This window comes from Arthrobacter sp. BB-1, assembly GCF_006151685.1.
Lineage (GTDB): Bacteria > Actinomycetota > Actinomycetes > Actinomycetales > Micrococcaceae > Arthrobacter.
This window is the reverse complement of sequence record NZ_VDEV01000015.1, coordinates 21,722-36,184: the sequence shown is the minus strand read 5'-3', so window position 1 is coordinate 36,184 and position 14,463 is coordinate 21,722. Positions and strand designations below refer to the sequence as shown.

The following is a 14,463-nucleotide window of genomic DNA, read 5'->3' as shown; positions in this document are numbered from 1 at the left end:
CTCAGCGCTGCTGGTGCCCGCGGCTCAGCCGGTTGCCGAACACACCCGGACGCGGCCGCGGAGGGAGGGACTGGACATGCGGCGCCGGAGCGGCGGAACCTGTGTTCACTGCGCGCAGCGCGCGGGCAAAAAGCTTGGCGTCCTGGACCGCCTGCAGCCCATCCGCCTCGGCACTGATCCGGAGGACGATGTCTTCCTGGGCAATGGTGCCGCTGTAGCCGTGGTCGGCTTCGCACTGGGGATCCCCGCAGCTGGCTGGACCCATATCCAGCCGCTGGCCGCCGGACCAGGCGATGGACAGCGTCACCTCGCGCACGGGATCCGATGGCTTGTAGTTCTGCGGTTGCGCGTACATGTAGCTGAGCACCACGGAGCGGATCTGCGCCACGGGAACGGACTCCGTGGAGATCTGGGCCACGATCTGTTCGCCGGCCTCGTCAAGCTGCTGGTCGTCCACGTGGGTGATCACCAGCATGTCCGCAGTCAGCACCAGGACGGTGATGTGGCGCCGGACCTCGGCCCGGTCAAAGTGTGTTTCCAGGTGCACCAGGTGGGCTACGCAGTCGCGGCCGTCCAGGGCGTCGTCAACAACGTCGGCAACCAGGCGCGGATAGAAACCGGCCTTCTGCAGCGCCCCGTCCAGGCTTTGGCCCTGGGCACCGTGGTTGTGTGAGCTGTGGCGGACTGCCTGGTTTTCATTGCCGGGCGTTTCGGGCGCCGACGCGGGAGGCTGTGAGCTCATTCCCCCATTTTCACAGATGGGCCGGTCACATTGCTAACCGCGTCAGCCGAGCATGGCGCGGCGGGCGCTGTCCGTGCGCTGGGCCGCGTTGCCGATCCGGACGTCCGCGGCCAGGATCACCGCTCCGGAAGCCCCGCACAGCACGGGATTGAACTCCAGCAGGGCGATTTCCGGATGGCTGTCCTTCAGCCACGCGAGCCTGCCGGCCAGGTCCTCGAGTGCGGCGACGTCCACCGCGGGCAGGCCCTGGTAGCCGAACAGCTTCCGGGCCGCCCGCGGTCCGCGGATAAAGTCGTGCACGTCCGCCGCGGACAGCGGCGGCACCCGGTGCGCCCAGTCATCCAGCAGGTTGACGGCGTCGCCGGCCAGGCCGAACGAGATGACCGGTCCCAGGAGCGGGTCCTCGATGGCCCTGAAGGTGCAGGCCTGCCCGACGGGTGCCATGGTCTGCACCTCCAGGGCAGGGTCGCCGTAACGGGACAGGGTCCGGCGCATCTGCAGCACGTTCAGCCGCAGGGACTCGGCGTCCTGGATGTCCAGCCGCACTCCCCCGAGGTCAAGCCGGTGGCGCAGGGAAGGATCGGTGGTTTTCAGCGCTACCGGCCAGCCGAGGGCCTCCGCGGCCGCCACCGCCTCGTCGGGGGTGTCGAAGCCGACCGAGGGCAGCACGGTGATGCCGTAGTGGCCCAGGAGGGAACGCGTGGCCGCGGGGTCCAGCTGCTTGAGCTGCTCACCCCTTACATCCCGGAGGTGGGCCTCGAGTTCGTCCCGGGCGCGCTGCGGATCGCAGCCTTCCGGTTCAACGAAGTGCCCGTGGTCGCGCGAGACCCACTCGGAATACCGCACCACGGCCGCGAGCGCGGCCACGGCAGCGCCCGGATTGGAAAAGCAGGGCACGGCACGCTCCCCCGTCCCCACCATGCCTTCGACGTAGACCGAGGGATCGAGGATCCCGGTGAAGGCGGCCACCACGGGCTTTCCGGACTTCACGGAGCATTCGGCAAGTACTTCGGCGATGCTGTCCACGGTGAGCCCGCGGGCCGGGAGCAGTGCGGCAACGGCCGCGTGGACGGCGTCGGACTCCAGCGCGGCGAGCAGCGCCGATCGCAGGGCCGGCAGGGCAATTGACTGGCCGGCGTCGAGGTCCACCCCCGCCACCATCTGGCCGATGCCGAGGCCGTGCGAGGAGGCACTGTCCGCCACCACCTTCCCCAGCGCCTGGGAGTTGCTGAAGATGGCCAGGCCGGGCCCGGCCGGGAGCGGCTGGCCGGAGACGACCTGCGCAACATCCACCAGCTGCTCTATGGTTTCCACCCGGATGACGCCGGACTGGCGCAGCATGGCGTCGAGGGCCCCGGCCGGCGCCTGGGTGGTCCGGACGGCATGCCCCGGCGGCAGCCGCAGCCCCATGGCGTCGGACTTCGCCACGATCACCGGCTTGATGCGCGCCAGCCGGCGGGCCAGCCGGGAAAACTTGCGCGGATTGCCGATCGATTCCAGGTAGAGGCCCACGGCCGAAGTGTCGGCGTCGTCCTCCCAGTACTGCATCATGTCGTTACCGGACACATCGGCACGGTTCCCGGCGGAGAGGAAGGTGGACAGGCCCAGCCGCCGCCTGCTGGAGGCGGCATAGAGCGAGACGCCGATGGCGGCAGACTGCGAGAACAGGCCCAGGCCGCCCCGCAGCGGCAGCGAGGGCGCCATGGAAGCGTTCAGGGACACGTCGGGGTGCGTGTTCACGATTCCCAGCGACGCCGGCCCTATTACCCGCATGCCGTTGGCCCGGGCCTGCCGCACCAGGTCCCGCTGCCTCGCGAGGCCGCGTTCGCCGTCGTCCGCGAAGCCCGCTGACGCAACCACCAGCCCCTTGACCCGGGCTGCGGCACAGTCGGCCACGACGGCGGCTACCTCTTCATAGGGGACGGCCACCACCGCAAGCTGGACGGGCTCGGGGACTTCCGAGAGCTTGCCGAAGGACATCATGCCCGCCAGTTCCAGCGCCTCGGGGTTGATGGCATACACGCGTCCGGAAAAGCCGCCCTCAATGATGTGCTCCAGCAGCTGGTAGCCCACCGTCCCCCATTTGCGGCTGGCACCGATGACGGCCACGGACGACGGCGTCAGCAGGTCGCGGACGCTCCTCGCCTCTGCGCGGTGCTCGCGGGATTCCATCACGGCCCGGGATTTTTCGGTGGGGTCGATGTTGAACTCCAGGCTCACGACGCCGTCGTCAAAGTGCCGTTTGACGTCATAGCCGGCGTCGGAAAAGACCATCAGCATCTTGCGGTTTTCCGGGAGCACCTCGGCGCTGAAGCGGCGGATGCCGTTCTCGTGGGCGGCGGCGGCAAGGTGTTCCAGCAGGATGGAGCCGATGCCCCTCCCCTGGTGGGCGTCCGCGATGTTGAACGCCACTTCCGCCTCGGTGGGGTCGTCGAGGCGGTCATACCGGCCGATACCCACGATTTCGCCGCCGATGGTGATGACGAACGCCACGCGGTCCCGGTAGTCCACCTCGGTGAACCGCTTGAGCTCCTTGCTGGAGAGTTTGGCCTTGAACGCAAAGAAGCGCATGTAGATTGAATTCTGCGACTGTCCCATGTGGAACGCCTGGACAGCGTCCGCGTCAGAGGGATGGATGGGCCGCAGATGCGCGGTTCCGCCGTCCCGCAGGACGACATCGGCTTCCCAATGTTCCGGATATTCGCCGTCCACGGGCTGATCCACCATAGGCTTAGCCTAGCCAAAAACTCCCGCAGCACCGCCGCTTGCGCAGAATAAACCGATTGCACAGCACTCCAGAAGGATTCACCAACCCCATGGCCCGCCGCCAAACCCCCGCCCCCACCGTGGAAGACAGCACCCCCTACACGGAGAACATCGTGGACATCGATGTCACCTCCGAAATGGAGGGGTCCTTCCTGGAGTACGCGTATTCGGTGATCTACTCGCGGGCCCTCCCCGACGCCCGGGACGGGCTTAAGCCGGTGCAGCGCCGCATCCTTTACATGATGAGCGACATGGGCCTGCGCCCGGACCGCGGCCACGTGAAGAGCGCCCGCGTGGTGGGCGAGGTCATGGGCAAGCTGCACCCGCACGGCGATACGGCCATCTACGACGCCATGGTGCGCATGGCGCAGGACTTCTCGCTGCGGCTGCCGCTCATCGACGGGCACGGCAACTTCGGCTCGCTCGACGACGGCCCTGCAGCACCGCGGTACACCGAGGCGCGGCTGGCGGCGGCCGCCCTCACGCTCACCGACCACCTCGATGAAAACGTGGTGGATTTTGTCCCCAACTATGACAACCAGCTGACCCAGCCGGACGTCCTGCCCGCGGCCTTCCCCAACCTGCTGGTCAACGGCGCCACCGGCATCGCCGTCGGCATGGCCACCAACATGGCCCCGCACAACCTGGTGGAGGTCATCTCCGCCGCACGGCACCTGATCGCCAACCCGGACGCGACACTGGACGACCTCATGCGCTTCGTGCCCGGCCCGGACCTCCCCAGCGGCGGCCGGATCGTGGGCCTGGACGGCATCCGCGACGCCTACGCCACCGGGCGCGGATCCTTCAAGACCCGGGCCAAGGTGGAGGTGGAACAGCTTTCCGCACGCCGGACCGGCCTGGTGGTCACCGAGCTCCCCTACATGGTGGGTCCGGAGAAGGTCATAGAGAAGATCAAGGACGCCGTCAACGCCAAGAAGCTGACGGGCATCAGCGACATCGTGGACCTGACGGACCGCAAGCACGGCCTGCGGCTGGTCATCGAACTCAAGAACGGCTTCAACCCCAACGCGGTGCTCCAGCAGCTCTACCGCTACTCGCCGATGGAGGACTCCTTCGGCATCAACAACGTCACCCTGGTGGACGGGCAGCCGCAGACCCTGGGCCTGGTGCAGCTGCTGAGCGTGTACGTGAACCACAGGATCGATGTGGTCCGCCGCCGGACCGTGTTCCGGCTGGGGAAGAAGAAGGACCGCCTCCACCTGGTGGAGGGCCTCCTTATCGCCATCGTGGACATCGACGAGGTCATCCAGATCATCCGGTCCTCCGATGAGGCCGCCGCCGCCCGGGCGCGGCTGATGTCCATTTACGACCTCACGGAAATCCAGGCGAACTACATCCTGGAGCTCCGGCTGCGGCAGCTGACCAAGTACTCGCGGATCGAGCTCGAGAAGGAACAGGACGAGCTGCGCCGCGAGATCGCGGAGCTGGAGGCGATCCTGGGTTCAGAGGAGCGGCTGCGCACGCTCGTCTCCGACGAACTGGGCGCCCTCGCCGAAGAGCACGGCACCCCGCGCCGGACGGTCCTGCTGGAATCGGAGGCCGTGGCCCCCACCGTGGCCGCCGAACTTTCCGGGGCCAACGGCAGGAAGGGCAAGGCCGCGCCGCTGGCCCTGGAAATTGCGGACGACCCCTGCTGGGCCATCCTGACCGCATCCGGGCAGGTGGCCCGGACCAGCAACCAGGAGCCGCTGGCGGAGGCCGGACCCCGGGCCAAGCACGATGTGTACACGTCCGTGGTCAGGACCTCGGCGCGGGGCGAGATCGCCGCGGTCACCTCGCAGGGGCGCATGCTGCGCCTGCAGGTGATGGACATGCCCGTGCTGCCCCCCGTCTCGGGGCTGCCGAACCTCGCGGGCGGGGTTCCGGCCAAGGACTTCCTGACCCTGTTGAAGGGGGAAACACTGGTGGCGTTCGTCCCGCTGGACGAAGTACTCGCCATCGGCACGGCGCAGGGAGTGGTCAAGCGCGTGCAGCCGGACTATCCCCTGAACAGGGAAGACTGGGACGTCATTTCCCTGAAGGACAAGGACGTTGTGGTCAATGTGGTGCCTGCGGGAGCCGACGATGCCGAGCTGGTGTTCGTGACCAGCCAGGCGCAGCTGCTCAAGTTCGCCGCCGCCGGCGTGCGGCCGCAGGGACGCACCGCAGGCGGCATGGCCGGGATCAAGCTCGCGGCCGGGGACCGGGTGGTGTACTTCGGCGCCGTCCAGCCCAAGGACGAGGCCGCCGTCGTGGTCACAATCGCGGGGACCACCGGAGCCCTTCCCGGCACCGCCCCCGGCACGGCCAAGGTGACGGCGTTCTCCGAGTACCCGGTGAAGGGCCGCGCCACGGCGGGTGTGCGGGCCCACCGCTTCCTGAAGGGCGAGGACACGCTGCTGCTGGCCTGGGCTGGCCACGGCCCGGCCAAGGCGTCGTCGGCTGCCGGGGTTGCCAGGTCCCTGCCGCAGGAGCACGGCCGCCGGGACGGATCCGGCGTCCCGCTCTCCCAGCCGGTGGATGTGGTGGGTCCTGCCATGGCCTGGCCCGATCCCGCCTAGACTGCTTTCATGCCTATCGTTCCTGATGAGAAGGACTGGACCTGGGTCCTGACCCGTCCCTGCCCGGAATGCTCTTTTGACGCTTCCACGGTCACCCCGTCAACGGTCCCCGGGACCATCGAAAACATGCTCCCCCGCTGGCGGGCCGTCCTGCGCAGGCCGGACGCTGCCGAGCGCCCGAATGAGCACACCTGGTCGGCGCTGGAGTACGCCTGCCACGTCCGGGACGTCTTCAGCCTCTTTGACCAGAGGCTCAACCTCATGCTGGATACGGACGGCGCACGGTTCGAGAACTGGGACCAGGACCAGACAGCGCTGGACAAGGACTACGCCAACGCCGATCCCGCCGTAGTCAGCGCCGAGCTGGCCGCGGAAGGCAAGCAGGTGGCGGAATCCTTTGCCGGCGTCCGCCAAGCTGAGTGGGGACGGAAAGGGCTGCGCAGCAACGGCGCCGAATTCACCGTACTGACGCTGGCCCAGTATTTCCTGCACGACGTCGTCCACCACCTTCACGACGTGGACGGCTGAGCACCTTCCGCCACGGCGGCATACGCCGGCGCACCATTGCGTCCTGCACCTCCGGCGTCCCCGGATCCGGCCAGCACCAGCCTCGCATCCTCCGGATGGACATCGGCAGGGTTGTGGGTCACCAGCACCACCGTGCGGTCCCGCAGGCCTGTGCGCAGGTCGGCCAGCATCGTCCGCGCAGATTCCGCATCCAAGTGGGCCGTCGGCTCATCCAGCAGGATGACCTCCGCACCCGTCATCAGCGTGCGGGCCACCGCCAGGCGCTGGCGCTCCCCTCCGCTCAGGAACGCCCCGCCGGGACCGATCCTGGTGTCCAGGCCGGCCGGCAGCCGCTCCACCAGGCCGGACAGCCCGACGGACGCCAGCACATCGCGGAGTTCATTGTCGCCGCCGGCTCCGCCGGTTCCGCCGCCGGCAGTCCGGTCATCGGAGGAAGGCCTGCCGAGCAGCAGGTTGCCGCGGATGGTCGAGTCGAAGAGGTGGGCCTCCTGCGGGCACCACGCTGCCCGGCCGGTCACCCGGGCAGCTCCCGCAGCGGCCGGAAGGAAGCCCAGCAGGACCGAGAGCAGGGTGGACTTTCCGGAGCCGGAGGGCCCGGTGACTGCCAGCCACCGGCCCGGTTCCGCCACCGCGTCCAGCCCGGTAAACACCGGCAGGCCGCCCGGCCAGGCCGCGGCAAGGTTCTCGATTTCGACGCCGGGAGCACCGCTGCGCCGGGCAGGCACCTCCTGCAGGCCGTCGGCAGCGCCGCCCCCGGAACCCGGGGCGTCGGCGTCCAGTGCGCCGGAGGCCGCAACCCGCCGCATGACTGTCCGGAGCGCGGGGAACTGGCGGACCGCCGTCGTCATCGCTGCGTAAGGTTCCACCAGCGCGAGGAGCAGCAGCACCAGAACCGCCGCCGTGGCGGGCTCGAGCCGGCCGTCGGACACCGCGGGAGCCGCCAGCCAGGCGGCCGCGAAAGCCGCCGCACAGCAGGACGCGGTGGTGATGGCGTGGCCCAGGCCGTCCGCCCAGGCCGAGCGCTGGGACGCGCGGGTGGCCCTGCGGTCCTGGGCGCGCAGTCCGGCAAGGACCGGAAAGGCGACATTGTTGGCATGGAGCTCGGCCCTGGCATCAAGTGCGGCGGAAATGCGGCGCAGGACTCCGGACCTCAGCACCTGTTCGGCGCTGGCAGATTTCCGGTCGGCCCACAGTGCCACGGCAGGGGCCAGGAACAGGCTGCCCGCAGCGGCCGCAAGGACGGCCGGGAGCGCGGCCGGTACCAGCAGCCCGGTGGTTGCCAGCGCCAGCGCGGAGACGGCAAGGGCGGTCAGCGGCGGCAGCACAACGCGGGGCAGGAGGTCGCGGACGGTATCGACGTCGTCAATCACCGTTCCCAGCACGTTGCCGCCCTGGAGCAGGCGGCGGAGGGCGAGCGCCCTGCGGCTCAGTGACTCCCACAGCCGCCCGCGGAGCCGGGTGAGGGCGGCGAACACCGCATCGTGGAGGAGGAGCCGTTCCCAGTAACGGAGCACGGCCCGCCCGATGCCAAAGAACCGCACGCCCACAATCGCCGTCAGCAGGTAAAGGATGGGCGGCTGCTCGCTGGCCCGGATGATCAGCCAGCCGGACAGGCCGGACAGCGCCACGGCAAAGACCGCCGCGAGCGTGCCCACTGCAGCGGCGGCGGCGAACTTGCCGCGGACCGGCGCGAGGAGCGCCGAGAGGAGCCGGGCGGTGGCGCGGTTGCCGGCTCCCTCTGCTGCCGCAGGGGCGGCGCCCGCGTCCGTCGTGGGTGGGCTGTAGGGCGTTTCGCCTGCATCGGGGCCGGCCGGGGCAATACGTCCTGCCTGGGCGGCGTCCGCCGGCAGCGCGGCAGGTTGGTGGCCGGCAGGTTGGTGGCTGGCCGCCGTGACCGTTCGGCCCGGCCCCACGGGCACAACGTGGTCTGCCAGGTTGCGGGTGCGTTCGTTGTGCGCCACCAGGATGACGGTTACCCGGCCCCGAATCCTCCTGATGGCGTCCTCGACGGCCATCGCCGACGCGTCATCCAGATGGGCAGTGGGCTCGTCCAGCAGCAGGACTGTGGCCCCCGCCTCGATCCTCGCCAGGGCACGCGCCAGAGCGACCCTCCGCAGCTCGCCAGGGCTCAGTTCTGCGGGGTGCTGCCGGGCCAGGTGGCCGGCAGCGGCGCGGGCCAGGCAGGCCCGCGCTGCGGCCTGCACGCCTGCCTGGCCGCGGCCGCCATGGATGTCCCCGGAAAGGTAGAGCACCACCTCCTCCAGGACGGTTTCCGCGAGCATCACCGGATGCTGCGGCACCCAGGCCAGGGCGGCACGGTCAAGTCCCTGGACCGCGCCGGACACCGTGGTGCCGGCACCATCGCCAATGGTCCCGGCGAGGACGCCGAGGACTGTGCTCTTCCCTGCGCCGCTGGCCCCGTCCAAGGCGGTGATCCTGCCTTGGGGCGCCGAGAAGGTGAGCGGGCCGACGGCGGGCCCGGACCTTCCGCTGTAGCTCACGGCCAGGCCGGTGACGGTGAGCGGCGCACCAGGCCTTCCCGCCTTGGCCGCGGGAAGCGGCCGCGGCTCGGGAGCCTCCGTGACCGCGGTGGTTTCGGCAAGGGCCACGCGGCCGTCGTCGCTGGCATGGTGGGCGGTGCCCAGTTCACGCAGCGGAAGATAGCAGTCGGGTGCCAGGATCAGGGCGAGCAGGCCTGCCTCAAGCGGCATGTCGCCGTGCACCAACCGGACGCCGATGAACACCGCCACCACGGCCACCGAGATGGTGGCGATCAGTTCCAGCGCCAGGGCGGACAGGAACGCCGTGCGCAGGGTTCCCATGGTGCGGGCGCGGTATTCCTCCGAGATTTCTTCCAGCGCCTTGCGCTGCGCCGTGGCCCTGCCGAGTCCCACCAGGACGGGCAGGCCTTTTGCCAGTTCCAGCATGTGGGCGGAGAGCCGTGCCAGCGAGGCCTGTGCCTCGCGGACGTTGTCCTCGGTGTAGCGGCCGATCAGCACCATGAACAGCGGCACGAGCGGCACCGTCAGGACAATCACCACCGCGCTGACCCAGTCGGCGAAGAGGATCCGGGCCCCCAGGAGCAGCGGGATCGCGGCACAGTTGACCAGGGCGGGGAGGAACTGGGTGTAGTAGTTGTCCAGGGCGTCCAGGCCGCGCGTTGCCAGGACGGCGAGTCCGCCGTCGGCCGGTCCCGCCTCCCTGGCCCCGTTCCGCAGTGCCCTTTCCAGGAGCTGGGTGCGCAGCTCCTCCTTGATGCCAAGGGCGGCCCGGCGGGCCGCAACGGCTTGTCCCCAGACGGTCAGGGACCGCAGGACCACGCCGGCCAGTCCCAGGGGAACCTGGCCGGCCCAGCCCGCATCCCCCGCCACAAGTCCGGTGAGGACTGACGCCACTGCCTGGCCCATGAGCACCAGTGACAGCGCCTTGAGCGCAGCCAGCAGTCCAAGCAGGTAGATGGCGGAGCGGGTGGCGGGACCGGGCGGGAAACTTGACCGCATGTCAGCCCTTCGTGGTGAAGGCCCTGGCGGCGATGGCCGGCAGGAAGCTGTGGGCCTCCGGAATGTGCGCTGCGCTGACCCGCCGCCGGAAGACCCAGTAGGTCCAGGCCTGGTACGCGATGACCAGGGGAAGGCCGAAGGCGGCCACGACGCTCATAAGCCCAAGAGTGTAGTCCGAGGAGGAAGCGTTGGAGATGGTCAGGTCAAAGGCGCCGTCCAGGGTTGAAGGCAGCACCACCGGGAATACTGCGCCGAAGATGGATGCGGTACCGAGGACCAGGAAGGCGCCGAGGGCCAGGAATGCCTTGCCTTCGGCTCCCTTGCGGGCCCACACCCAGGCCGCTGCGGCAGCAGCGACAGCCACCACGACCAGGGCCCAGGTCCAGGGCTTGCCGTCGAGGAACTGGATGCTGAGGGCCCAGGCGGCGATGGGCAGCAGCAGGGCAGGGAGCAGCCGCACGAACCACTGGCGGGCCCGGTGCCGGACGTCGCCGTCGGTCTTCAGCGCCAGGAAGGCAAGGGCATGCAGCAGCGAGAATCCCACCACGGCAAGCCCGCCCAGCACCGCGTAGCCGCTGAACCAGGCCAGCGGGCCGCCTTCACGGTCGCCGTTCGCATTCAGGGGAAGCCCGGTGGTGGTGAGGGCCAGCGCGGCGCCTACTCCGAAGGCGGCAAAGAAGGAACCCAGCGCGATGGCCCAGTCCCACCGGGCACGCCACTGGTCCGTGTCCACCTTGCCGCGGTATTCGAAGGCCACCGCCCGGAAGATCAGGGCAACGAGCACCACCAGCAGCGGCAGGTAGAGGGCCGAAAACAGGGAGGCATACCAGAGCGGGAAGGCAGCGAAGGTGGCGCCGCCTGCCGTCAGGAGCCAGACCTCGTTGCCGTCCCACACCGGGCCGATGGTGTTGAGCAGGACCCGGCGTTCGGTGTTGTTGCGGGCGAAAAGCTTCATGAGCATTCCGACACCGAGGTCGAAGCCCTCCAGGAAGAGGTAGCCGGTCCACAGCACCGCGATGGCGATGAACCAGATGGTGGGGAGCAGTTCCATTCTGTGTTTCCTCTGCTTGGTGTCGGGCTAGTACGCGAAGGCCAGGACGTCGTCGGCCGGTTTCCCGCCGCCGGGGCCGCCCTGTCCGGGGGTGGCGTCCTCGTTCTCGTCCACGGGTGCGTGGACCAGTTCCGGCATTGCGGAGACCACCCCGCCGCGGATGTACTTGACGAGCAGCTTGACCTCAACCACCAGCAGGACCGCGTAGACCGCCGTCAATGCCACCAGTGATGCCAGCAGTTCGCCCGCCGAGACCCCCGGCGAAACGGCGGCCGCCGTGAACATAAAGACCTGGTCGATGCCGCTGGGATCGGGATTCGGAGCCACCACGAAAGGCTGGCGTCCCATTTCCGTGAAGATCCAGCCGGCCGCATTGGCGCCGAACGGGGCAAGGATGCCGAAGACCGCCAGTCGCATGAGCCACGGGGACTCGGGAACAGTTCCCTTCCGGGTGATCCACAGCGCCACCAGCGCTGCCAGGGCGGCAAGCCCGCCGAAGCCGATCATCATGCGGAAGCCCCAGTAGGTCACCTCCATGACCGGCAGGTAGTCGATTGCCTGTCCGGCGCGTTCGCCGTAGATCGGGTTGTCCGGCAGGTGCGTGCCGTACTTCTCCTGGTATTCGGGCAGCAGGCTGTTGACGCCCTGGACTTCGGTGGTGAAGTCGCCCTTGGCCAGGTAGGAGAGGATGCCCGGAACCTCGATCAGCGCCACGATGTCGTCACAGTTCTGCGAGCCGATGTTGCCGATGCTGAGGACAGAGAATCCGGTGCCGTCGTGGCAGGCAGCTTCCGCCGCGGCCATCTTCATGGGCTGCTGCTCGAACATCAGCTTGCCCTGGAGGTCGCCGGTGAGGGCGGTGCCGGCGAAGGAGATCATGGCCACCACCGCCCCGATGCGCAGGGACCGGAGCCACACCTTGTGGTCGTTCACGTCACGGCCGGGGATCCCTGCTGCTTCGCCGGGGATAACCTTGCCGTCGGCACCCACGGTGTCCACGCCGTCGCGCCGCCTCCGCCACAGGTGGTACCAGGCGATGCCCAGCAGGAAGCCGCCGGCGACGGCCAGCGCGCCGAACAGCGTGTGGGGCACAGCAACGAGTGCTGTGTTGTTGGTGAAGACTGCCCAGGCATCGGTCATGACGGGCCGGCCGTCCACCATTTCCACGCCCACGGGGTGCTGCATCCAGCTGTTGGCCACGATGATGAAGTAGGCGGAGAACACCGAGCCGATCACCGCAATCCAGAGGCACGCGAGGTGGATGCCCGGCTTCAGCTGCTTCCAGCCGAAGATCCACAGGCCCAGGAACGTTGACTCGACAAAGAAGGCAAGGAGGGCCTCCAATGCCAGCGGAGCTCCGAACACGTCTCCGACGAACCGGCTGTACTCGCTCCAGGCCATACCGAACTGGAACTCCTGCACGATGCCGGTGGCCACGCCCATGATGAAGTTGATGAGGAAGAGCTTCCCCCAGAACTTTGTCATGCGGAGGTATTCCTGCTTGCCTGTGCGGTGCCAGGCGGTCTGCATCACGGCGACCACCAGGCCGAGGCCGATAGTCAGCGGGACCATCATGAAGTGGTAGACGGTGGTGATACCGAATTGCCAGCGTGCGATTTCCAGGGCGTCCATAGCGTCCAAGGTATTCCCTCTTGTCAACGGCTGCAGATCTTCTACGTTTTGTAGAAGTCTAACTTCTACCGAGTGTAGAACAGCGTCCGCAGCGGTGTAAAACCGGCATTCCGGCTCTTGTAACACCAGGGCGGGGTGCCCGTCCGACCCGTGTTCTACCCGGCGTAGAAAGTCAGGGGAAAACCGGGTAAATTAGAGGTTGTAGTTGAAACAAAAGCATGCAGCCACCGCCGCTTCGAGGCGGTGGCGCGGGGAAACAAAGGAAAAGTGCAATGGCTAGTCTTGGTGAACTGGAACGGGCAGTGATGGATCTGCTCTGGGCGGGCCAGGAAGCAGCCACCGCGAATACCCTGCGGGACCGGCTGGCACAGACCTCTGCCGGACAGGACGGCACGGCAGGCCACGAAGGCAAGGAACTTGCCGTCACCACCGTTCTCACCGTGCTGTCCCGGCTGGAGAAGAAGGGCCTGGTGGAACGCGAACGCGGCACCCGTCCGCACCGCTACCAGGCAGTATCCAGCCGCGAGGACCACACCGCTGAGCTGATGCATGAGGTGCTGGGATCAGCGCCGGACCGCGAGGCCGTGCTGGCACGCTTCATCGGGTCCGTGTCCGAGGGCGAGGCCGAGACGCTGCGCAAACTGCTTGGCCACCTGTAACGCACCATGTTCTGGGCCTCGTACCTGCTGGCGGTCCTTGCGATAGTCCTGGCGTGGCCGGTGCCTATCCTCCTCTCGCGGGCGAAGTGGCCCGCCCGCTCGCCGTTCACCGCCATGCTCCTGTGGCAGGCGATCGCCCTGGCCGGCGGCCTGTCGATGATCGGCGCCATGCTGGTCTACGGCCTGGAGCCTGTCGGGGACAACCTGATTTCAGGGCTCCGGGCCTTGGCCGGAATGGTGCTCTTTAATGCCCCCACCACAGCCTTGGGGTTCTGGCACATCTTTGCCCTCTCCGCCGCCGCGTTGCTCACCGCCCACCTGGTGTTCACGCTGCTGCTGACGTACTACAAGATCGAGCGCCAGCGGCGGCGGCACCGCGAACTGCTTGCCCTCCTGGCTTCGCCGTCCGCTGAGGGAACAGGAACGCTCGTTATCAGCCACGACTCCCCCGTGGCCTACTGCCTTCCCGGCGGCGCCCGTTCTGTGACGGTCCTCTCGGACGGCCTGATGGCGGCGCTTGAACCGGCCGAACTCCGGGCGGTCCTGATCCATGAGAACGCGCACCTGAGCCAACGGCACCACCTGCTGCTGTGGGCCTTTGCTGCCTGGCGCCAGGCCCTGCCGTGGCTGCCCACCACCCGCCTTGCCCAGGAGTCGGTAAATTCGCTGATTGAAATGCTGGCCGACGACGTCGCACTGAAAACCGAGAGCAAGGCCACCCTGATCAAGGCAATCGCCATCGTGGCCAGCGGCTCGGCCGGGAACGCCGGCGGAGCGGAACTCCATCCCGGAGCGTCCAGCCTGGCACTGCCCGGCCTCGAAACGGCCGCCGGCACGTCCTACCCGGACCCGGCCCGCACCACGGCCACCCGGGTCAGCAGGCTGCTTTCACCCCAGCCTGAGCTCCCGGCGCCGGTCCGGCACATGGTGATGGCCGGCTCCGTGCTGCTGCTCGCGCTGCCCACCGCCCTGCTGGTGGTGCCCGGCCTGCTGGGCTGAGTCCCGCCGTCGGCCTCCCGCTATG

9 protein-coding genes are annotated in these 14,463 nt (G+C 68.6%); 4 read left to right on the top strand and 5 right to left on the bottom strand.

Annotation, left to right across the window (positions count from 1 at the left end):
- Position 1: 1 nt before the first annotated feature.
- Entirely contained in the window at positions 2 to 742 is a 741-nt protein-coding gene (locus tag FHJ30_RS08650; protein WP_139028906.1) for a DUF5998 family protein, read from the bottom strand.
- Positions 743 to 784: 42 nt separating this feature from the next.
- The gene (locus FHJ30_RS08645; RefSeq protein ID WP_139028905.1) at positions 785 to 3,469 is read right to left on the bottom strand and encodes a bifunctional GNAT family N-acetyltransferase/acetate--CoA ligase family protein; all 2,685 of its coding nucleotides are present in this window, start codon (positions 3,467 to 3,469) and stop codon (positions 785 to 787) included.
- Positions 3,470 to 3,558: 89 nt separating this feature from the next.
- Between FHJ30_RS08645 and FHJ30_RS08640 the strand changes: the two genes are divergently transcribed.
- Both FHJ30_RS08640 and FHJ30_RS08635 read left to right on the top strand, forming a co-directional pair.
- Complete coding sequence (locus FHJ30_RS08640) at positions 3,559 to 6,069, top strand: DNA topoisomerase (ATP-hydrolyzing) subunit A (RefSeq protein ID WP_139029038.1); 2,511 nt, start codon at positions 3,559 to 3,561, stop codon at positions 6,067 to 6,069.
- 9 nt (positions 6,070 to 6,078) lie between these two features.
- Positions 6,079 to 6,597: a DinB family protein gene (locus tag FHJ30_RS08635; RefSeq protein ID WP_139028904.1), complete on the top strand. Its 519-nt coding sequence runs from the start codon at positions 6,079 to 6,081 to the stop codon at positions 6,595 to 6,597.
- Here FHJ30_RS08635 and cydD read toward each other — a convergent pair.
- Genes cydD through FHJ30_RS08620 form a run of 3 tightly spaced genes read right to left on the bottom strand, consistent with a single transcriptional unit; the run spans position 6,579 to position 12,780 of the window.
- Complete coding sequence (gene cydD, locus FHJ30_RS08630) at positions 6,579 to 10,097, bottom strand: thiol reductant ABC exporter subunit CydD (RefSeq protein WP_139028903.1); 3,519 nt, start codon at positions 10,095 to 10,097, stop codon at positions 6,579 to 6,581. The genes FHJ30_RS08635 and cydD overlap by 19 nt on opposite strands.
- Before the next feature lies 1 nt (position 10,098).
- Positions 10,099 to 11,148 carry a cytochrome d ubiquinol oxidase subunit II gene (cydB, locus tag FHJ30_RS08625; RefSeq protein WP_139028902.1) on the bottom strand — a complete coding sequence of 350 codons (1,050 nt, stop codon included), beginning with the start codon at positions 11,146 to 11,148 and terminating at the stop codon, positions 10,099 to 10,101.
- 27 nt (positions 11,149 to 11,175) lie between these two features.
- Entirely contained in the window at positions 11,176 to 12,780 is a 1,605-nt protein-coding gene (locus tag FHJ30_RS08620; RefSeq protein ID WP_139028901.1) for a cytochrome ubiquinol oxidase subunit I, read from the bottom strand.
- A 272-nt stretch (positions 12,781 to 13,052) separates the two neighbouring features.
- On the opposite strand from FHJ30_RS08620, the gene FHJ30_RS08615 reads away from it, so the two are divergent.
- Together FHJ30_RS08615 and FHJ30_RS08610 are read left to right on the top strand one after the other, a co-directional pair.
- A complete protein-coding gene (locus FHJ30_RS08615) occupies positions 13,053 to 13,439 on the top strand; it encodes a BlaI/MecI/CopY family transcriptional regulator (RefSeq protein ID WP_139028900.1) in 387 nt (128 codons plus the stop codon).
- A gap of 6 nt (positions 13,440 to 13,445) precedes the next feature.
- The gene (locus tag FHJ30_RS08610) at positions 13,446 to 14,438 is read left to right on the top strand and encodes a M56 family metallopeptidase (protein WP_139028899.1); all 993 of its coding nucleotides are present in this window, start codon (positions 13,446 to 13,448) and stop codon (positions 14,436 to 14,438) included.
- Positions 14,439 to 14,463: the final 25 nt, after the last annotated feature.